Origin of the sequence: Paracidovorax avenae ATCC 19860 (assembly GCF_000176855.2) — a bacterium.
Lineage (GTDB): Bacteria > Pseudomonadota > Gammaproteobacteria > Burkholderiales > Burkholderiaceae_C > Paracidovorax > Paracidovorax avenae.
The window spans coordinates 5,237,419-5,256,247 of sequence record NC_015138.1; the positions used below are offsets into that span (position 1 = coordinate 5,237,419).

14 protein-coding genes are annotated in these 18,829 nt (G+C 69.5%); 6 read left to right on the plus strand and 8 right to left on the minus strand.

The genetic code is table 11. From position 1 onward, the window contains the following. The first annotated feature begins 75 nt into the window (after positions 1 to 75). From ACAV_RS22760 to ACAV_RS22770, 3 genes are all read left to right on the plus strand, one after another. Positions 76 to 552, plus strand: coding sequence for an Lrp/AsnC family transcriptional regulator (locus ACAV_RS22760; protein ID WP_013596925.1), 477 nt, complete (start codon positions 76 to 78; stop codon positions 550 to 552). Continuing rightward, a complete protein-coding gene (locus ACAV_RS22765) occupies positions 549 to 1,115 on the plus strand; it encodes a hypothetical protein (protein ID WP_013596926.1) in 567 nt (188 codons plus the stop codon). Before ACAV_RS22760 ends, ACAV_RS22765 begins: the two co-directional genes overlap by 4 nt. A 158-nt stretch (positions 1,116 to 1,273) precedes the next feature. After that, positions 1,274 to 2,998: an MFS transporter gene (locus tag ACAV_RS22770; RefSeq protein WP_013596927.1), complete on the plus strand. Its 1,725-nt coding sequence runs from the start codon at positions 1,274 to 1,276 to the stop codon at positions 2,996 to 2,998. Between the two features lie 29 nt (positions 2,999 to 3,027). Here the strand turns inward: ACAV_RS22770 and ACAV_RS22775 are convergent, their stop codons facing one another. The 4 genes from ACAV_RS22775 to mltA all read right to left on the minus strand — a co-directional run bounded on the left by ACAV_RS22775 (position 3,028) and on the right by mltA (position 7,138). Then, on the minus strand, positions 3,028 to 4,275 hold the full coding sequence (locus tag ACAV_RS22775) for a hypothetical protein (RefSeq protein ID WP_013596928.1): 1,248 nt from the start codon (positions 4,273 to 4,275) through the stop codon (positions 3,028 to 3,030). A gap of 100 nt (positions 4,276 to 4,375) precedes the next feature. Continuing rightward, on the minus strand, positions 4,376 to 5,302 hold the full coding sequence (locus ACAV_RS24815; RefSeq protein WP_013596929.1) for a hypothetical protein: 927 nt from the start codon (positions 5,300 to 5,302) through the stop codon (positions 4,376 to 4,378). Between the two features lie 20 nt (positions 5,303 to 5,322). Beyond that, positions 5,323 to 5,856, minus strand: a complete 534-nt coding sequence (locus tag ACAV_RS24820; protein ID WP_157768808.1) for a hypothetical protein — start codon at positions 5,854 to 5,856, stop codon at positions 5,323 to 5,325. A gap of 109 nt (positions 5,857 to 5,965) precedes the next feature. Beyond that, positions 5,966 to 7,138 (minus strand): murein transglycosylase A, encoded by a 1,173-nt coding sequence (gene mltA / locus ACAV_RS22785; protein WP_244875502.1) that lies wholly within the window; start codon positions 7,136 to 7,138, stop codon positions 5,966 to 5,968. Between mltA and ACAV_RS25215 the strand changes: the two genes are divergently transcribed. Then, positions 7,137 to 7,271 (plus strand): hypothetical protein, encoded by a 135-nt coding sequence (locus ACAV_RS25215; protein ID WP_264080721.1) that lies wholly within the window; start codon positions 7,137 to 7,139, stop codon positions 7,269 to 7,271. The genes mltA and ACAV_RS25215 overlap by 2 nt on opposite strands. Positions 7,272 to 7,423: 152 nt before the next feature. Next, positions 7,424 to 8,077 carry a YiaD family glycine zipper/OmpA-like lipoprotein gene (locus tag ACAV_RS22790; RefSeq protein WP_013596931.1) on the plus strand — a complete coding sequence of 218 codons (654 nt, stop codon included), beginning with the start codon at positions 7,424 to 7,426 and terminating at the stop codon, positions 8,075 to 8,077. Between the two features lie 18 nt (positions 8,078 to 8,095). Here the strand turns inward: ACAV_RS22790 and ACAV_RS22795 are convergent, their stop codons facing one another. The 4 genes from ACAV_RS22795 to ACAV_RS22810 form a co-directional block, all read right to left on the minus strand. Beyond that, positions 8,096 to 8,725 (minus strand): response regulator transcription factor, encoded by a 630-nt coding sequence (locus ACAV_RS22795; protein WP_013596932.1) that lies wholly within the window; start codon positions 8,723 to 8,725, stop codon positions 8,096 to 8,098. Beyond that, positions 8,725 to 10,809: an ATP-binding protein gene (locus tag ACAV_RS22800; RefSeq protein ID WP_049791292.1), complete on the minus strand. Its 2,085-nt coding sequence runs from the start codon at positions 10,807 to 10,809 to the stop codon at positions 8,725 to 8,727. The genes ACAV_RS22795 and ACAV_RS22800 overlap by 1 nt, the downstream gene beginning before the upstream one ends. A 61-nt stretch (positions 10,810 to 10,870) precedes the next feature. Next, positions 10,871 to 11,686, minus strand: coding sequence for a carbon-nitrogen hydrolase family protein (locus ACAV_RS22805; protein ID WP_041828852.1), 816 nt, complete (start codon positions 11,684 to 11,686; stop codon positions 10,871 to 10,873). Next, entirely contained in the window at positions 11,686 to 15,924 is a 4,239-nt protein-coding gene (locus ACAV_RS22810) for a YhdP family protein (RefSeq protein ID WP_041828853.1), read from the minus strand. The genes ACAV_RS22805 and ACAV_RS22810 overlap by 1 nt, the downstream gene beginning before the upstream one ends. A gap of 101 nt (positions 15,925 to 16,025) precedes the next feature. Here ACAV_RS22810 and glnE point away from each other — a divergent pair, with 101 nt between their 5' ends. Further along, positions 16,026 to 18,782, plus strand: a complete 2,757-nt coding sequence (glnE, locus tag ACAV_RS22815) for a bifunctional [glutamate--ammonia ligase]-adenylyl-L-tyrosine phosphorylase/[glutamate--ammonia-ligase] adenylyltransferase (protein ID WP_013596936.1) — start codon at positions 16,026 to 16,028, stop codon at positions 18,780 to 18,782. Positions 18,783 to 18,829: the final 47 nt, after the last annotated feature.

Consider the following 18,829-nt stretch of genomic DNA (forward strand, 5'->3'; position numbering starts at 1 on the left):
AACGGATATGTCCTTTCGTTTTCGTGCCGTGTTTACCCTCGTTTCAGAAAGATCCTTTCTGAAAACAATAACGAAATGGAAGAACTCGACAAATTCGACATCGCCATCCTCGCGGAACTGCAGGCCGATGCCCGGCTGACGAATGCCGAGCTGGCGCAGCGCGTGGGCCTCTCGGCCGCGCCATGCTGGCGGCGTGTGCGGGCCCTGGAGGAGGCAGGCTTCATCAAGGGCTACCACGCGGAGATCGACCGGCACCGGATCGGCCTGGGCGTGCTGGCCTTCGTGCGGCTGGATGCCGACCGCAGCACCGGCGGCCTCACGCGCGAGATGGAAGAGGCCATCGCCAAGATCCCCGAAGTGGTGGCCTGCCACTACATCAGCGGCACCGGCACGTTCGAGTTGCAGGTGGTGGCGCGCGACCTGGAGAGCTTCTCGCAGTTCGCGCGCGGCGTGCTGCTGAACCTTCCCAACGTAAAGGACATGCACACGAGCTTTTCGCTGGGGGAGGTGAAGGCGGGAGGGGCGTTGCCGCTGGCGCATTTGCGGCGATGACGAAGCATTTGGATAATTGCCGCAAAGCCATGCATCCTTTCTGGAAAGTCATCTGGACAGCAGGCGGTGTGGTCTGCCTCACTGCCGTGGCTACCGGCCACGCTGCCGCAACGCAAAACCTCGGAACTTCCCTCTGCCGATCGGGAGAAGAGCCTGTTTTCGCATGCACCATCAAGAATCAGCGAGCAGTTGCCGTCTGTGCCTCCAGACAGCCGGGCGGCCCGCAAGGCTACATGCAGTACCGCTTCGGCAAGCCCGGGAACTTGGAAATCAACGTTCCCGACAAGACGGACAGCAGCAACTGGCGTGAGCAATTCAAGGCCAAGCGACTTTGGTACTCGGCAGGTGGGGGCAACTATCTGCGCGTCCATCGAGGTGCCTACTCCTACGTGGTCTTCAGTGCCTTCGGCCGCTGGGGCGAAAAAGACGGAGTGATGGTCTGGAAAGACGGCGCCATGGTGGCGCACCATGCGTGCGCGGGACCGGCGCTGTCGAGGCTGGGCCCGGACCTGCAGTCCCGGCTGGGAATCGAAGAAGACCCCGAGGAACTGACATTGCCGTGACGAGAGCTCTGCGCCGGCAATGCCAGGCCAGCCTGAGGTCGAAGCGCTGATCTGCTTGCTTTCCGTGCCCGTCCACCCCTCGCATGCCCTGGAGCGCAGGCGGGAAGAACGCGTCGCCCATGGCGCATCGCCGTTAACTCCCGCAGAATCGGAAGGACATGCCACCCCAGCCGCCCCACGACAGTTCCTCCTCCACGTCCCTGCCCCCTGGCCGCCTGATCGAAGACCCGGCCGCCACACCCGCCGCCCGGACAGCCGCCACCGCCGAGGCCGCGGCGGCCGCACAGCTCGGCCAGGACGCCGCGCGGCGTGCCGAGCTCTCTCCTCTCGCTCCGCTCGGGGTGCCGGTGTTCCGCATGCTGTGGCTCACCTGGCTCGCGGCCAATACCTGCATGTGGATGAACGACGTCGCGGCCGCATGGCTGATGACGACGCTCACCACCTCGCCCGTGCTGGTGGCGCTGGTGCAGACGGCTTCCACGCTGCCCGTGTTCCTGCTGGGGCTGCCCAGCGGCGCGCTGGCGGACATCCTGGACCGGCGGCGCTACTTCATCGCCACGCAGTTCTGGGTGGCCGCGGTGGCGCTGGTGCTGTGCCTGGCAATCCTGGCGGGCGGCATGACGGCGCCGCTGCTGCTGGGCCTGACCTTTGCCAACGGCATCGGGCTGGCGATGCGGTGGCCGGTGTTCGCGGCCATCGTGCCGGAACTGGTCAGCCGCGCGCAGCTGCCCGCGGCGCTGGCGCTCAACGGCGTGGCCATGAATGCCTCGCGCATCGTCGGGCCGCTGCTGGCCGGCGCGATCATCGCGAGCGCGGGCAGCGCCTGGGTGTTCGTGCTCAATGCCGTGCTGTCGGTGATCGCGGGCTTCACGATCATGCGCTGGAAGCGCACGCACGTGCCCAATCCGCTGGGCCGCGAGCGGCTCGGCAGCGCGATGCGCGTGGGCGTGCAGTTCGTTCGCGAATCGCCGCGCATGCGCGCCGTGCTCTGGCGCATCTCGATCTTCTTCCTGCACGCCACCGCCCTGCTCGCGCTGCTGCCGCTGGTGGCGCGCGACCTGGAGGGCGGCGGCGCGGGCACCTTCACGCTGCTGCTGGCCTCAATGGGCGCCGGGGCCATCGCGGCGGCGATGTTCCTGCCGCGGCTGCGCCAGGCGATGCCGCGCGACACGCTCGTGGGCCGCGGAGCGCTGCTGCAGGCGCTCGCCACGTCGGTGGTCGCGATCGCCCCGAACGTCTATGTGGCGGTGCCGGCGATGGTGGTGGGCGGCATGGCCTGGATCACCACGGCGAATTCGCTGAGCGTGTCGGCACAGCTGGCGCTGCCGAACTGGGTGCGCGCGCGCGGCATGTCGATCTACCAGATGGCCATCATGGGCGCCACGGCGGCCGGCGCGGCCTTCTGGGGGCAGGTGGCCTCCGTGACCAGCGTGCACGTGAGCCTGGCGCTCGCCGCGCTCACCGGCACCGCGGCCATGGCCCTGGTGCAGCGCACCGTGGCGGACCGGTCCATGGAGGAGGATCTCAGCCCCTCGCGCGCCTTCAAGGTGCCCACCGCCCCCACGACGCCCGAGCAGGGCCACGTGGTGGTGACCATCGAATACGTGATCGACCCGGCCCGGGCCTTGGAATTCCGCGACACCATGCAGGAGAGCCGCCGCAGCCGCCTGCGCCAGGGCGCGCTCGACTGGCAGCTGCAGCACGACATCGCCGATCCTGCCCGCTATGTGGAGCGCATCGTGGACGAGTCCTGGACGGAACACCTGCGGCGCTTCGACCGCGTCACCGCCTCGGATGTGGCGCTGCGCGACCGCAAGCTGGCATTCCACGTGGCCGATGCGCCGCCGGTGGTGACCCGCTACCTGGTCGAGCTGGAGCGCTGAACCGGCTGGCGCCGCCGCGTATCAGCCCCTTATCGCGGCAAAGGCCGCAGTCCGAACCAGCCCCCTTCGGCATCGAACAGCACGTCGTACTGCTGCAGGAGGTTCATGCCGGTGTTCACGAAGGCCGGGCGCCCGAATGGCGCAGAAGCCCCCTGGGCGACGGTGCTGCCAGCCGCGCAGGTGGAGCCGGCAGAGCCGGAGGGCGGCCGGTTGACGAGCACGGCCCGCGGCGCACCGGCCCCGCCCGCGTTGAATACATACCGGGCCACCGGCGCCTGCGCGTCCGGGAACAGCACCTGCACCGGCGTGCCCTCCTTCAGGCCATTGCTGGTGTGGCCCGGACGGCTGGGGTTGGGGATTTGCTGCGTCGGCAGCGACGCCGGGTCGGCCACCGTGAGGTACATCTGCGCAATGCCGGTATCCACGAGCACCGATCCTGCTTCGGGTGCCCGGCCGGCCACGGACACGGCCATGGACGCCTGCTGCCAGTCACGCGGGTCGCTGGATGCCGGCTGCCCGTTGGCCAGGAGGCTTCCAGGCTGCAGCCTGGTGGCGCCGAAGCCCGCAGCATTGGCCGGCGTGAGCCCGGCGTGCACGCCGGATTTCGTCACGATGTAGCCGGCATGCACTTCGCCTTCGCGCACGGGCCGGCCGTCGATGGCGACCAGGTTCAGCAGTGGATTCTTGTCCGGCGTGCCCTGCGGCTGGCCATCGTGTTCGCGCCCGAACCCCACGCCCATGTACACGATCCCCTTGGGGCGGACCGTGGTCTTCGTGGGCTGCTCGCAGACCGGCTGGTTGGCTTTCTCGTCCCAGCAGGGGCAGATCATTTCCTTCTGGACTGCCAGGACGGGCACGCGGGCCACGACGCCCCCCTCCGCGGCGCGGAACACGAGGTCGCGCACGACCCAGCGCCCCACCCACAGCCGCTTGCTGCTCGACAGGAACTCCCAGCCCGCCGGGCCCGCTTCATCGTCGGAATAGCCGGGAAGATCGGCCGCGGAGATCACCACCCCGGTGGAGCCCGTGTCCATCGTGACGGCGAAGCCGCGGGCGGCGGATTGCGGGCTGCCGGGCGGGGTGCGCACCTCGAACTGAAGTTTCGGCGGCCGGGACGCTTCGCCCAGGGGGGTGACGAAGGGGATGAAACGCCCGGTGGTGTCCGGCCGGAGCACGGGCCCCGTGGCGGCTGCGGCATTGGCTGGAGCCTGGGCCCAGGCGGCGCTGCAGGCGAGCAGCGCGGCCATGTGGAGGATCGCTGTGCGGATCGGTGTCATCGGTTCTCCTTCCCTATGATGTTTTGGAAGGAGCAGACTACACGATATGCATTGTGCGGATGAGACACTGGAAGCCTGCGGGTGTCCGTGCTGCGCGTACTCAGGAAGCCTTCACACGAGAAGCGAATACGCCAGCATCGCGCTGGCGGATAGCCTCCACCATTTGCGGATACACCTCGGCATAGAGCGCAGCCCCCCGGTCTCCGAAACGTTCTTGCGCGTCCAATGCGAAAAGTACCTGCCGAGAATCAACGCACAAATTCCGGGCAGCGCATGCATTGACGAGATAATCATCTCCCGGGCCATCGCAACCCGGCACGGCCCCGCAAGTAGCCGCCACCCAGGCAATGGCCAGCACACGTTGATCGGCCGCATCGGTATAGGCTTTTCCGGAAAACACGATCGAGGCTCCATCGGGAGCATGGAAGAGCGATCCAGCCAAGTTTTCCATCAGCAGCGGATCGCCGGTGCGGAGCACCCGCTCCAGGACAGGCATGCGCGCCTGAGGATCGCTTGAAACGCTCGCCCACTCCTTTCCCAGGCGCCGGTATGTGTCATTGGCGACCCTCGGATCCCGGGTCAGGGCCAGCATGGCATCACCCGACAGTTCCTGGTCGATGAATGACGCGCAACGCTCCTCGCGCAGGATCTTGGCTTTCTGCTGCTCTGCAGATTGAGGGATCCAACTGGGCGGAGCAGGCTCGTCTCGCACGGATGCGCACCGTAAAAGAATTGTTAGCGCATACAAGCCATTTCCATCCCTCGGGCTGCCGACCATTTGATGGAATAGAACCCTGTAGTCCCTTGCCTGCCGCAACAGAACCGTCCATCCTGACTGCCGCTTTTCTTCCTTCTCTGCCGCAGACCCTCCTGGGCTCGGTGCGGCAGGCGCAGGAGCCTGCTCCGTGGTTTCCGGAACAGGCGCCACGACGATGGTCTGCGCCTCCTTTGTTTCCGGCGCTCCGCCTCTGCCCTTGAAAGCCAGGTGGACGATGAGCACGACCACCAGCCCGGCAGCGAACAGCATTCCCAATGCCTTATAGCTTTTCAACCGCATACAGAGTGATTTTGTACCGCCCCTGCCTCGCCTGCGTCCTTGCCTGGCTTCAACGTTCCAGGCATAGGATGTCCTGGCGTGACTGCCGAGAATGTGGGATTCAGGACAGCCCACTGCTCCTCATATCCATCGGCATAGATCACTACGAAAAAACCCTTGTCATCCGGCCTGTTCGATCTGCCCCAGTATGACCAAAAACCGTCGAACACCTTCAACCTCCGATAAACCTGTTCCGCAGCAAGCCACCGGCTTTCCACGGAGCTTTGCGAAGTGACATTCTTCAGGTCTCCGGTGGCACTGCACCGCACGTTGGATGCCTGAATGTAACGCTCGGCACCTGCGACGAGTTGCACATAACCTGGAAAAGGCTCATGAATACCCACGGAGCCCACCGACTGCGGTCCATACCCTTCAAAACCAAAATCATATATTCCGCTTGCAGTCACCGTGACTACAGGAAGCCCCTGCGAAAATGCGTTACCGAAAGACAGAAGAAAAAACAGCCATACCGAGCGCAGAAGCATGCAATCCTCCAGAAAATTCCGGCATTCTGCAGTGGAGGAATATTTTTATAAAATATCTTTGCTTATAAAATGCATCAGTTATATATATACATTACAGACGTCCGCCAAGTTATGGCCTCGGCCACAGCGCCCACAGCCGCAACCCCTGCTTGAGCCGCCCCGCCAGGTCGCCCGCCTCCTGGCCCCAGCCGGCGAAGTAGTCGGCCCGCACGGCGCCCAGGATGGCCGAGCCGGTGTCCTGCGCCAGCACCAGGCGCTGCAGCTGCGCGGTGGGGCCGGAAGAGGCCAGCCAGACAGGGGTGCCGTAGGGAATGCTCTGCCGGTCCACGGCGATGGAGCGGCCCGGGGTGAGCGGTACGCCCTGCGCACCGCGCGGACCGAAGGCGGCGTCCAGGGGCGGCAGCGGCTCCTCGCGGAAGAACACGTAGCGCGGGTTGGCCCAGAGCATCTCGGGCACGCGCTGCGGGTTCTGCAGCGTCCACGCGCGGATGCCGGGCCAGGTCGCGTCGCGCACCAGTCCCTGGTCGAGCAGCCAGCGACCCACGCTCTGGTAGGGCTGGTCGTTGGTGCCCGCGAAGGCCACGCGCACGAGGCGCACGGATCCGTCGGGTTCCTGGATGCGCAGCCGGCCCGAGCCCTGGATATGCACCACCAGCGCCTCGACCGGGTCGCGCACCCAGGCGATGGCACGGCCCGCCAGGGCGGCCTGGGCCTCGGGCAGAGTGTCGATCTGCTGGCGCGTGTACCAGGGCTTGCGCTGGCCGTAGCCTGCCGGCAGGCCGTACAGCGGCACGGTGAATCCGTTGCCCGGCGTGCGGCTGGCATCGAGGTAAGGCTCGTAATAGCTGGTGAGCATGCCGTCCGGATTGCCGTCCAGCGACTCGATGCGGTAGGGTTGCAGGCGCGACACCATCCATTCGCGCTGCTCTTCCGGCGTGGCGATGGAGAGGCGGCGGATCTCGGGGCACAGCGGCGCGAAGGCCGGCAGTGGCCGCTCGCAGCTGCGCAGCCAGGCGTTCCATGCCTCGTAGAGCGCATCGTTGGAGAACCCGGGCAACTCGGACCAGTGCACCGGGATCCAGCGGCTCTTGGGCTGCGCCATCGGGGGGGGAAGCGGCCCGCCCGGCTCCGGCGGCAGCGGTACGCCGGGCCCCGGAGGCAGGGTGATGAGCGGGCCGGAAGGCGTGGTGGCCGGAGGCAGAACGGGCGGCGGCGTGGAGCAGGCAGCCAGCGTTCCTACAATCAGCGCCGTTGTCACCAGGCGCAGGAGACGGAGATTCATGGGGCTGATTTTGCTTGAAGCATTGCTGGCGCTCGCCGTGCTCGTCGCCATCGTGTGGTGGACCATGTTCTCCGGGCGGCGGCGGGGCGAGTTGCCCCCGCCGGACAGCCGGCCGCCGGACGGCGAAAAGTAGGACGGGGCCTGCAAGGGCAGGCGGCCTCCGCCGGGTCACGGACGGGTTCGGGCACGCGAAAAATGCCTCCAGGCGCCAGCCGGGCCGGCCGCACTCCGCTGCACCGCGGGCCTGGCCATGGCGTCCCACCGAACGACAACAGGAGAACTTCCATGCGCACTTCCCGCACACTCATCGCCGCCACCGCTGCCGTGCTGCTCGCCAGCGGCTGTGCCAACATGACCGATACCCAGCGCCGCACCGCCACCGGCGCAGGCGTGGGTGCCGCCGGCGGCGCCGTACTGGGCGCCGTGACGGGCGGCAATGCCGGCACCGGCGCGCTGATCGGCGCTGGCGTAGGCGCCCTGGGCACCTACATCTGGTCCCAGCACATGGAGCGCCAGAAGCAGGAAATGCAGCAGGTGACGCAGGGCACCGGCGTGGTGGTCACCCAGACGCAGGACAACCAGCTCAAGCTCGACATTCCCAGCGACATTTCGTTCGCGACCAACCGCTCCGACATCCAGCCCAACTTCGCTCCGGTGCTGGACCGTTTCGCCGAAGGGCTGCGCAACAATCCCAATGCAGAGGTGCGCATCGTCGGCTACACCGACTCCACCGGCAACGACTCCATCAACAATCCGCTGTCGCTCGACCGGGCCACCAGTACGCGCAACTACCTCACCTCCCGCGGCGTGAGCGGGGCGCGCATCCAGGTGGAAGGCCGGGGCGCACGCGAACCCGTGGCCACCAACGACACGGCCGAAGGCCGGGCACGCAACCGCCGCGTGGAGATCTACGTGGGCGAGCGCCCGCGCCAGGGCTGACGCCCGCCTGCCGCACGGTCAACCGGCCGAGCGCAGCAGGTTCGCCAGCTCCACGGCGGATTTGACCTGCATCTTGTCGAAAACGCGCGCGCGGTGGACCTCCACCGTGCGCACGCTGATGTCCAGCTGGTCCGCGATCAGCTTGTTGGGCAGCCCTTCCACCACCAGGCGCATGACGTCGCTCTCCCGCTCCGTGAGTTCGGCGAGCCGGTGCCGCAGGTCGTTGCGCTGGTGCGCTTCCTCCAGGTACCGGGCGGATTGCGCCAGGGCCTGCTCGATGCGGTCCACCAGCAGGTTGTCCGAGAAGGGCTTCTCGCAGAAATCGAAAGCGCCGCGCTTCACGGTGGCCACCGCCGTGGGCACATCGGCATGGCCGGTGAGGAAGATCACTGGCAGGGCACCGATCAGCCCGCGCTCGGCCAGCCGGTCGAACAGCGCCAGCCCGCTCATGCCGGGCATGCGCACGTCCAGCAGCAGGCAGCACGGCTGGCGCAGCACGGGCCTGTCGCCCAGCATGGCCTCGAAGGCCTCCGCACTGTCGAAGGACTCGCTGGGCACGCGGCGCGACCTCAGCAGCCAGGCGAGCGCTTCGCGCACGCCGGCGTCGTCGTCCACGATGTAAACGGTGGCGTTGGAGACAGGTTCCATCAGGCGTTCCGGGGTTCGGTGTCGGGTTCGGTGCCGGCGGAAGGACAGGCCGGCAGGGTGAAGGTGAATACCGTACCACGCGGCGCATGCGGCGCGTGGCCCAGGAAGCCGCCATGCTGCTCGACCACGGTGCGGCACAGGCTCAGCCCCAGCCCCATGCCTTCCGCGCGGGTGGTGAAGAACGGCGTGAACAGCTTGGCGCCCACGTCGTCCGGGATGCCCGGGCCGGCGTCGATCACCTGGAATTCCAGCCACGCATTCTGCGCATTGGAGGCCGCGCGCCGCACCCTCAGCTCCAGCAGGCGGTGCGGCGTGCCAGGCTCGTCCATGGCCTGCATGGAATTGCGCGCGAGATTGAGCAGCACCTGCTCGACCATGGTGCGGTCGCAGAGCACGCGGGGCAGTTGCGGCTCCACGCCGATGCGGATCTGCACGCGCAGCTTGTGCGCCTGCAGCCGGATCAGGGGCAGCACGGCGTCCAGCAGGTCTTCCGCGGCGACGGGCTCGCGGGTCTGGTCACGGCGGCGCACGAAGTCATGCACACTCTTGATCACCCGTCCAGCGCGCTCGGCCTGCTGCGCGATGCGCTGCAGGCCCACCCGCACGTCCGGCAGGAACGACGCCGGACCGTGGGCACCTGGCGCGGCTTCCGCCGATTCCAGCAGGTTGATCGACCCGGAGGCGTAGCTGGCGATGGCCGCGAGCGGCTGGTTGAGTTCATGGCTCAGCAGCGATGCCATCTCGCCCACGGTGGCCAGGCGCGCGGTGGCCTGCAGGCGCTCCTGGGAGGCCCGCGAAAGCTCTTCGATGCGGCGCTGCTCGCTCACGTCCAGGAAGGCGCTCATCCAGCCCGTATGCAGGCCCTGTGCATTGATCAGCGGCGCCTCGAAGATCAGTACCGGAAAGCGAGTGCCGTCCTTGCGCATGAACGTGGATTCATAGCCCTCGCGCGGAGGAGGATGCTGCCCCGACAGCCGGACCCGCTGGCGGCGCAGGTATTCGTCGGCGAACTCCGGCGGCCAGTAGGGCAGCCGGTCGGCCTGCCCCAGCAGCTCCTGCGCGGAGAATCCGACCATTTCGCAGAAGGCGGGGTTGACGTAGGTGATGCGCCCCTGGAGGTCGCGGGCACGCAGTCCGGTGACGAGCGAATCCTCCATGGCCTTGCGGAAGGCGAGCGCATCGCCCAGGTCGCGCTCGGCACGCAGGCGCCGGCGGTTGTCGCGCACCAGCACCACGAGCACGGTGATCAGCGCGATGGACATGGCCGTGACCACCGCCGTGAGCACGTTGGGAAAAACGCTGGGCGCGCTGTGCCAGCTGTCCATGCGCAGCACGAGGGCCGTGCCGGGCAGGTCGAAGAGCTGCTGCGTGCTGAACATGCGCGTGCCGCGCCGGTTGGCGCCCACCATGGCGAGCCGGGTGCCGTCGGCCTCGGTGAACGACACCTCCTGGCCGCGCTTGAGCCCGGGCACCACCATCTCCACCAGCACGTTCTGCAGCGAGTACGTGGCGACCAGGTAGCCGGTGTTGACCCCTTCGTTCGTCAACGGGATGCACAGCTCCATCATTTCCGCGCCCCGGCCCTCGCCCAGCGGCTGGTAGTAGCTGCCCGAATACGAGGGCCCGCCCACGCGCCGCGCATTGCCGCAGGCCAGGGCAGTGTTGGAGTGCGTGCCGCTGCGGGTTTCCGCGTCCCACTGCACGGGCCGGTAGGGCGTTTCGGCATGCGCCCGCACGCGCAGGGCGGGGTCCCGCCATTCGATCCGCACCAGTTCGCGGCGGCTGCCCAGGAGCTGGGCGGCACGCGCCTCCCAGCTGGCGCTGTCGGGGCCGCCCGCCTGCAGCGCCTGGAGGTTCTGCAGGTTGTGGGTGAAGCCCGTGCGGATGTCGGCCACGGCATCGGCGGCGTCGCGGTCGAGGCGGTTCTGCACTTCGGAGGCTTCGTAGCGCCCTGCCAGCCACACCTGCGTGACCAGCATACCGGCCACGAGCAGCACGAGCGCGGTCCAGAGCGACCAGCGCCGCCATGCGATGTGCCACCGGCGCCAGGGCCAGCGCGCCAGCGCGCCCGCCGCGGGCTGCAGAGGAGCGGGCCCGTCGGCTTCCGTGCCGGCTTCCGGCGTCGGGGCGGTGCTCACGGCGTATTCACAGGACGCGGTGGTCCAGCGCAGGCAGCTGGGCGCGTACCTGCCTCAGTCGGCCCTCGTCGAGGGGTGCCGCCACCACGGCAGGGCCTTCGGGCTGCTGCGCCAGCACCTGCCCCCACGGGTCCACCACCATGCTGTGGCCCCAGGTACGCCGGCCGTTCTCGTGCGTGCCGCCCTGCGCCGGCGCGACCACGTAGGCAAGGTTCTCCACCGCGCGGGCGCGCAGCAGCACCTCCCAGTGGGCCTGGCCCGTCGTGTGGGTGAAGGCGCTGGGCACCAGCAGCACGTCCACGCCGGCACGTGCGTGGTCGCGGTAGAGCTCGGGAAAGCGCAGGTCGTAGCACACCGACAGCCCCACGCGCCACGCAGAGCCGTCGCGGGCGGTCATGGTGAAGCGCGCAGGCGTGCCGCCGGCCTCGATGACGGCGGCCTCGTCGAAGCGCTCGCGCCCGTTGTCGAACCGGAACAGGTGGATCTTGTCGTAGCGCGCCACGCACTCGCCCGCGGGCGAGAACACCAGGGTGGTGTTGCGCACGTGGTGCTCGCTGCCGCAGCGCAGGGGCAGCGTGCCGCCGACGATCCACATCCGCAGCTCGCGCGCCGCCTGCGCGAGGAAATCCTGGATCACCCCTTCGCCGAAGGTTTCGCGCAATGCCAGCTTGTCGGTATCGCGGGCGCCCATGGCGCAGAAATATTCGGGCAGGGCCGCCAGTTCGACGCCGCGGGTAGCGGCATCCTCCAGCAGGCGGCGGGCCTGCCGGAGGTTGTCCTGGACCTGGAGGCCGGAAACCATCTGCAGTGCGGCGGCGTTCATCATGGCTCTTTCTCCTCTGCGCCACTGGATGCGGGCGCCTTGTGCTGGGAAGCAGCGGAAGCTGGCGCAGGGGCCGCGGCCCCTTCGGGGGACGCTGTTGCAGGCGGCTCCGCCCCCGTGCGGCGCCGCGGCACGCGCGCGATGCGCGGGTCGGTCCAGGTACCGTCGATGCGGAACTCCTGCGTCGCCGCCTGGATGAGCGGTCCCCGCAGGAACACCTGCGCCAGGAAGCTTCCGAGCCCCACCACGGGGTTGATGGCCGTCGCCACGAGCGATGCCGTCATGGCGTTGATCTCGGGCACCACCACGACATGGAGGTTCTGGGTTTCATGGTCCAGGTCGGCGCTGCCCTCCATGAGCACCGCGGCGTTCACGCCCTTCATCTGCAGGTTGTTGGTGGTGGCCACGCCCTGCTCGATGCGCACGTCGCCCCGCACGAAGTCGAAAGCGAAGCCTTCGCTGAACACGTCGCGGAAGTCGAGCGTCAGGCGCCGCGGCAGCGACTGCAGGCTCAGCACCCCCAGCAGCTTGGCCAGGCCGGGGTCGGCCTTGAGGAACTGGCCCGACTCCACGTTCACGTTGATCTGTCCCGACATGGAACGGTAGTCGGGATCGAGGGGAGCCCCCATCCAGGCGACCTGCCCCTCCATGCGGCCCTTGCCGCGGCGCACCACGCCCTCCATGCCGAAGCGGGCCAGCAACTGTCCGGAATCGCGGATGTCGAGCCGGAAATCCATGGAGGTGCGGCGGCGCGCTCCCGCGGCCCCGCCGCCCAGCAGCACCCAGTTGCCGCTGGAAGTGAACGTGGCCTCCGGCACCGTGAGGTTGAGCTTGGACAGGCGCCATTCCCTCGGAGTGCCTGCGCCGCTGCGGTTCTGTGCCTCCACCTCGATGCGCCCGAGCCTGCGGCCGCGCAGTTCGAAGTCCTGCACGATGATGTCCAGCGCGGGCATCGTGGTGCTTTCGGTGCGGCTGTCCAGCAGCGACTCCTCGACCTGCTGGGCCTCGCTCTGGGGCACGGAGAGCCGGGACAGGCGGGCGAACACGCGGCCGCCGGACTCGTCGCCCTCGCCGTCCGGGCGGTATTCCACATAGCCGCTGAGTTCGCGGGCATCCAGGTTGGCCCGCCAGGTGGTGCCCTCGCGGGAACCTCCTGCGACGACATCGTGCAGCGTGCGCCCCTGCAGGACCAGTGTTTTTGCGCGCGCGGCCAGCACCGTCGGCAGGAACTCCTGCGCGCCACCTTCGGGCATGCGCGCGCTGGCGCCCGAGGCAGCACCAGCGGTGGAAGCGCCCGCATCCGGCGCGGACGCCGGAGCGGCTCCTGCCGCCTGCCGGCCCAGCACGTTCTGCCAGGCGTCCAGGTCCAGGAGGTCGGTATGCACGTTGGCCGATACCCCCCGCTCCGGCATGACCGCAGACTCGCCGGGCGCGAGGCCGATGCCGATGGCACCGCGCAGCACGCGGGGCACCGGACCGGAATGGTCCAGCACATAGCTCGCGGAACCGATGCCGCTGATGTCCACCGTCATCTGCTCGCGAACCGGGGGCTCGGCGCCGGCATCCGAGGGGGGCGCGGCCGACTCCCGGGCGAGTTGCGATTCGTACCGCACCGGGCGGACGGCATCGGCGGCCTTGCCCAGGGGTGCAGGCAGGTCCAGCGCCATGCCCTGCAGATTGGTCGTCACCAGCACCTCCGGCAGGCCGCGGCGTACGCCCAGGGTCAGCGCATACGCGGCGCTGCCCGTGGCATGGCGGGCCAGCTCGGGCAGCCCGGGCCACTGCACGGCCTCGCGCAGGCCCTCGGCCGTGGCCACGCCCTGGCCCCGCACCTGCACCGAGGACTCCAGCGCACTCGTCCCGGATGCAACGGACCGCATGCCGCCCTCCAGCCGCAGGTCGCCACCCAGCGTCCGCCCCTGCACGTTCGCCAGGGTGAAACCGGTGTCGCTGAACTGCACCGCGCCCCGGGTGCGGGTGATGACGGGCACGTCCGGTGTGATGCGCACATCGTTGCCCGCGAACGCCAGGCTGCCCTGCACTTTCGACTGGTCGATGTGGCTGATCGGCAGGCTCAGGGACAACTGCAGGCCGGCGTTGCCGGTGCCCGTCGCCTGGTCCAGGGCATGCGATGTGAGGCGCGAGAGCGGTGATGCCGCCATGAAGGCCAGCATGTCGGCCAGCGGGCCCTGTGCCTGGGCCTGCACGCCCACCACGCTGTGGGCGAGGTCGGGAATTCGCGCCTCCACCCGGTCCACGCGCAGCCGCGGCGTGCCCGCGAAGCTGCCTGTCGCCCCGCGCACCGCCATGCTGGAGCGGTCGAACACCAGTTCGCCCGCCAGTTGCGTGAGCGCCGGCCAGACCGGATCGCCCGCATGCTGCAGGCCCGGCGGCACATAGGCATAGGTCACGTCCCGGAGCTTGGCGGCGATGTGGAATTCCCCCTGTCCGGGATGGTTGAACGGGATGTCGTGCAGGTCGCCCTTGACGCGGAACTGCACGCTGGACGCCGTGCCGGCCGTCACCGCATCGCGCACGTAGTGCCGGGTTTCCGCGGGGATGGTCAGCGGCAGGTAGCGGTGCACGCGCGTGCCGTCGGCGCGGCGCAACTCGCCGCTCAGGTCCAGCACGCCCGGGAAGCGGGAGCGGCTGGAGGACCGCTTCGGGTCACCTGTGGTCCAGGCCACGCGGGCCTCGCCCTGGGCGTCGGCGTTGGAGAACTGGAGGTCCGGTATCTGCAGTGCGATGCGCTCACCCTCCACCTGCCAGCGCACGCTGGCGGACAGCCGCTCGAGCGGCACGGCGGGGTCTTCGAAGACCTCCGGCAGCACCAGGGCGCCGTCCTCGATCGCGACGGACGCCTTGCCGCCCGCCTGGGTGAGCTCGAAATCCACCGCGGCACCCCGCACGCCTGGCGTGCCCGAGGTCTTCACCGCAGCGCCATCGGCCAGCGCCAGGCCCGCGACCCGGCCCCGGGCCTGGTATTGCCGGGGAGCATCCAGGGGACCGCGCCAGCTCGCCTGGATCTCCTCCACGACGCCCCGCGGACCGAACCGGTCGAGCGCCCCATGCAGCGCGTCGCCCAGCGGCAGGCGGCTGGCGACCTGGGCCAGCGCCGCCAGGTCGAGCCGGTCGGCGCGCAACTCGCCCTGCTCGCGCTCGGGTGCACGCGGGTCCCTGCCGGCCTGCCGGATGGACACATTCCCGCCAGGCCAGCGCAGGCCGTCGCGGGTCAGGAACTGCAGCCCTTCGGTGGACGCCTCGAAGCCGCCTTCCAGCCAGCGCCCACCTACGCGGCCCGCGACCGAAGCCAGCGCCAGGGGTTCCAGGCCCTGTCCCAGCGTGGCCTCCACGTCGGCCAGCGCCACGTCCGCCGTGCCGCCGGCCACCTCGCCCCGCCGCACGTCCAGCCAGGCACGCAGGGCACCCCGCCCCTGCGCCACGTCGATGCCTTCGATGTCCGCATGCTGGCGCAGGCGGGAGACGTCCACCCGGCCGAACTGCGCGAACAACTGTCCGCTCCATTGCCTCCAGGCACCGCCATGGGTGGTGAGCAGCGGCTGCCGGAAGCGGCCCATCAGCGTGAACCGGTCGCCCCAGGCCGGAGGCGGCGTGGCGTCCAGTCGCATGGCATGCCGCCAGCCCCGGTTGCGCAGCACGATGTCCACATCCGAAAGCTCCAGCGGAGGCGCACCACGCATCGCGTCCGTCCAGCGCACCGTGCCGCCGCGCAGCGCCACCTCGCCCTGCGAGAACACCCAGTCGGCAGCCGAGCCGCCGTCGCCGGAGCCCGCCCCGCCATGCAACCGGATGCCGCCCACCACCAGTTGGCCGTCGGCTTCACGGCGCACGTCCAGCTCGGGCCGCTCGATGTACAGCTGCTCGAATCCCAGGCGCAGCGCAGAGCGCGGCGAGAGAGCCGCCACCACCCGCGGCAGGCGCAGGGCTTCGCGGCCCTGCGGGTCGAGCAGGGCCACGTCGGTCAGTTCGATGGCCGGCACCAGTCCTTCCGAGCGCGCCGACAGGGCCCCGATGCGCACGGGTACCCCCAAGGCTTTCGTGGCCTGGGCTTCCAGTGCGGGGCGCCACTCCCCGATTCGCGGCACAATCCAGCCGTGGAGCACCCCCCAGGCCACGGCGACCAGCAGCCAGAAGGCGATCAGCAGTCCCAGTGACCACCGCGCAAGGCCCGCCATGCATCGGAGCAGGCGGGAGGGGTGCGGTGTCGTCTCAATCATGGTGGGCTTGGATGTGGCAGGAATTATGACCCGCGCCCGCTGTGCGGGTTCAGCCCCAAAGGGTGTCGGTATGTACAGTTTCAGTGCCTCTTCCTTGCCATATGTCCACGCCGTTCGCTGAACCCGGCCGCGCCTGCGCGGAGCATGCCGCCGGGGCCGCCCATTCCCGATTCCACCAGCGGCTGCAGCGCCGCTATGCCGGCGAAACCGCGCTGCTGCCGCCGGGAGCCCCCACCCGCCAGACCATGGCCGAGGCCCTGCAGGCCCTGCGTGCGCGCGGGCACGACACGGGCGCCGCCCTGCGCGTGCTGCGGCAGCTGGTCATGGAGCGGTTGATCCGGCTGGATTGCGAGGAAGGCGCGCCGCTGTCCGACGTCACCCGGGCCACGACCGAACTTGCGGAACTCGCGCTGGACGAAGCCCTGCGCCACGCCCGCCAGGAGCTGGACGCCCGCCATGGCCCGCCGCAGGGCCCGGATGGCGGGCCGGTGGCGCTCTGGATCGTCGGCATGGGCAAGCTGGGTGCGCGCGAACTGAACGTGTCCAGCGACATCGACGTGATCTACGTCTATGAGCACGAAGGCGAGACCGCCGGGGTGGACGGCGGCCGCGGCCGCCTCTCCCACCAGGAATATTTCGGGCGGGCCGTGAAGGCCATCCATGCCCTCGTGGGCGAGACCACCGAGCACGGCTTCGTGTTCCGCATGGACCTGGCCCTGCGCCCCAACGGCAACTCCGGCCCGCCCGCCGTCTCGCTTGCCGCCCTGGAGGAATACCTGCAGGTGCAAGGCCGCGAATGGGAGCGTTTCGCCTGGCTCAAGAGCCGCATCGTCGCGCCGCGCGACGGCCTGGGCCATCCGGCCGTGCAGGGGCTGCGTGCCGTGGTGCTGCCCTTCGTCTTCCGCCGTTACCTCGACTACAGCGTGTTCGACTCGCTGCGCTCGCTGCACCGGCAGATCCGCGACCATGCCGCGAAGCGCAGCGCGGGCCACCCCGAGCGGGCCAACGACGTCAAGCTCTCGCGCGGAGGCATCCGCGAGATCGAATTCACCGTTCAGTTGCTGCAGGTGGTGCGCGGCGGACAGTTCCCGGAACTGCGCTGCCGCCCCACGCTGGAAGCCCTGCAGCGCCTCGCGCGCGCCGGGCTCATGCCGCAGGAGACGGCCGATGCGCTGGCCGAGGCCTATACCTTCCTGCGCCGCGTGGAGCACCGCATCCAGTACCTGGACGACCAGCAGACCCATGTGCTGCCCACGCGCGACGACGACCTCGCCTGGATCGCCAGCACGCTGGGGCTTGGTTGCTGCGCCTTCCTGCACCAGCTCGACGCGCACCGCGAACTGGTGGCGCAGGAGTTCGACACGCTGCTGGGTGGCCCCGGCAAGCGCCAGTGCAGTGGAGGCGGCTGCGGCGGCCCGCGCGCGCAATCGGCGCCGGTGCCCGAACTCGACACGCTGCTGGAACAACTTCCCCCGAAAGTGCGCGAACGCGTGGCCGAATGGCGCGACCATCCACGCGTGGCCGCGCTGCGCGATGAAGCCCGCGCCCGGCTGCTGCGGCTGGTGCAGCGCACGGCGCGCTGGCTGGCGGAAGGCCGTGTGAACGAGGACGCCGCGGTGCGGCTCGTCGCCTGGCTGGAGCCGCTGCTGCGCCGGGAGAGCTACCTCGCGCTGCTGCTGGAGCGCCCGTCGGTGCATGAGCATCTGATGCACCTCCTGGGCGCCGCCCAGTGGCCCGCCCGCTACATGCTCCAGCATCCCGGCGTGATCGACGAACTGGCCGGGGACGCGCTGCTGTCCGAGCGCTTCGTCCCGGCGGACTTCGAGCACGAGATGGAACTGCGCATCGGGTCGCTGCGCTCCACCGGCGAGGACGACGACGAGGCATTGCTCAATCTGCTGCGCCGCGCCCAGCATGCGGAGACCTTCCGCACCCTCGCGCGCGACGTGGAGCGGCGCATCACCGTCGAACAGGTGGCCGACGACCTGTCGGCCCTGGCCGACTGCGTGCTGCGCGTGACCGCCGCGTGGTGCTGGGACCGGCTGCGCAACCGGCACCGCGACGTGCCGCAGTTCGGCATCATCGGCTACGGCAAGCTCGGCGGAAAGGAACTGGGCTACGGCAGCGACCTGGACATCGTCTTCGTGTTCGACGACGACGATGACCGCGCACCCGAGATCTATGCCGCCTTCGCGCGCAAGCTCATCAACTGGCTCACGGTGAAGACCGGCGAAGGCGACCTCTACGAGATCGACACCGCCCTGCGGCCCAACGGCAGCTCGGGCCTGCTGGTCACGAGTTTCGAGGCCTATGCCAACTACCAGCAGCGCCGCGGCAGCAATACCGCCTGGACCTGGGAACACCAGGCCATGACGCGCGCGCGCTTCGTGCTCGGCAGCGACGCGCTGCGCGACCGCTTCGACGCCGTGCGCACGGCCGTCATCACGGCCCCGCGCGATGCCGCCGGCCTGCACGCGGAGATCGTCGCCATGCGCGAGCGCGTGCGTGCCGCGCATCCGGTGCCCCCAGGGCAGTTCGACGTGAAGCACGGCGTGGGCGGCATGGTGGATGCGGAATTCGCCGTGCAGTACCTCGTGCTCGCGCACGCGGGCGAGCACCCGGGCCTGTGCGACAACGTCGGCAACATCGCGCTGCTGCAGCGCGCGGAGGCCGCCGGCCTGCTGCCCGCGGGCGTCGGTGCGGCCGCCGCGTCGGCCTACCGGACACTGCGCCAGGTGCAGCACCGCGCGCGGCTCAACGAAGAGCCCACGCGCGTGGCGCCCTCCACGCTGCATGCCGAGCGCGAGGCGGTGATGGCGCTGTGGCGGGCGGTGTTCGGCGGCACGACGGCTACGTGATGCCCCGCGGCGGCGCAAAGCCGCCGCCATTCCCCGCGGCGTCTCGC

What these genes read in the sequence shown, in the direction of transcription:
- ACAV_RS22760 (WP_013596925.1), top strand. Translation starts at nt 76, where the DNA reads ATGGAAGAACTCGACAAATTCGACATCGCCATCCTCGCGGAACTGCAG.
- ACAV_RS22765 (WP_013596926.1), top strand. Translation starts at nt 549, where the DNA reads ATGACGAAGCATTTGGATAATTGCCGCAAAGCCATGCATCCTTTCTGG.
- ACAV_RS22770 (WP_013596927.1), top strand. Translation starts at nt 1,274, where the DNA reads ATGCCACCCCAGCCGCCCCACGACAGTTCCTCCTCCACGTCCCTGCCC.
- ACAV_RS22775 (WP_013596928.1), bottom strand. Translation starts at nt 4,275, where the DNA reads ATGACACCGATCCGCACAGCGATCCTCCACATGGCCGCGCTGCTCGCC.
- ACAV_RS24815 (WP_013596929.1), bottom strand. Translation starts at nt 5,302, where the DNA reads ATGCTGTTCGCTGCCGGGCTGGTGGTCGTGCTCATCGTCCACCTGGCT.
- ACAV_RS24820 (WP_157768808.1), bottom strand. Translation starts at nt 5,856, where the DNA reads ATGCTTCTGCGCTCGGTATGGCTGTTTTTTCTTCTGTCTTTCGGTAAC.
- ACAV_RS25215 (WP_264080721.1), top strand. Translation starts at nt 7,137, where the DNA reads ATGGGGCTGATTTTGCTTGAAGCATTGCTGGCGCTCGCCGTGCTCGTC.
- mltA (WP_244875502.1), bottom strand. Translation starts at nt 7,138, where the DNA reads ATGAATCTCCGTCTCCTGCGCCTGGTGACAACGGCGCTGATTGTAGGA.
- ACAV_RS22790 (WP_013596931.1), top strand. Translation starts at nt 7,424, where the DNA reads ATGCGCACTTCCCGCACACTCATCGCCGCCACCGCTGCCGTGCTGCTC.
- ACAV_RS22795 (WP_013596932.1), bottom strand. Translation starts at nt 8,725, where the DNA reads ATGGAACCTGTCTCCAACGCCACCGTTTACATCGTGGACGACGACGCC.
- ACAV_RS22805 (WP_041828852.1), bottom strand. Translation starts at nt 11,686, where the DNA reads ATGAACGCCGCCGCACTGCAGATGGTTTCCGGCCTCCAGGTCCAGGAC.
- ACAV_RS22810 (WP_041828853.1), bottom strand. Translation starts at nt 15,924, where the DNA reads ATGATTGAGACGACACCGCACCCCTCCCGCCTGCTCCGATGCATGGCG.
- glnE (WP_013596936.1), top strand. Translation starts at nt 16,026, where the DNA reads ATGTCCACGCCGTTCGCTGAACCCGGCCGCGCCTGCGCGGAGCATGCC.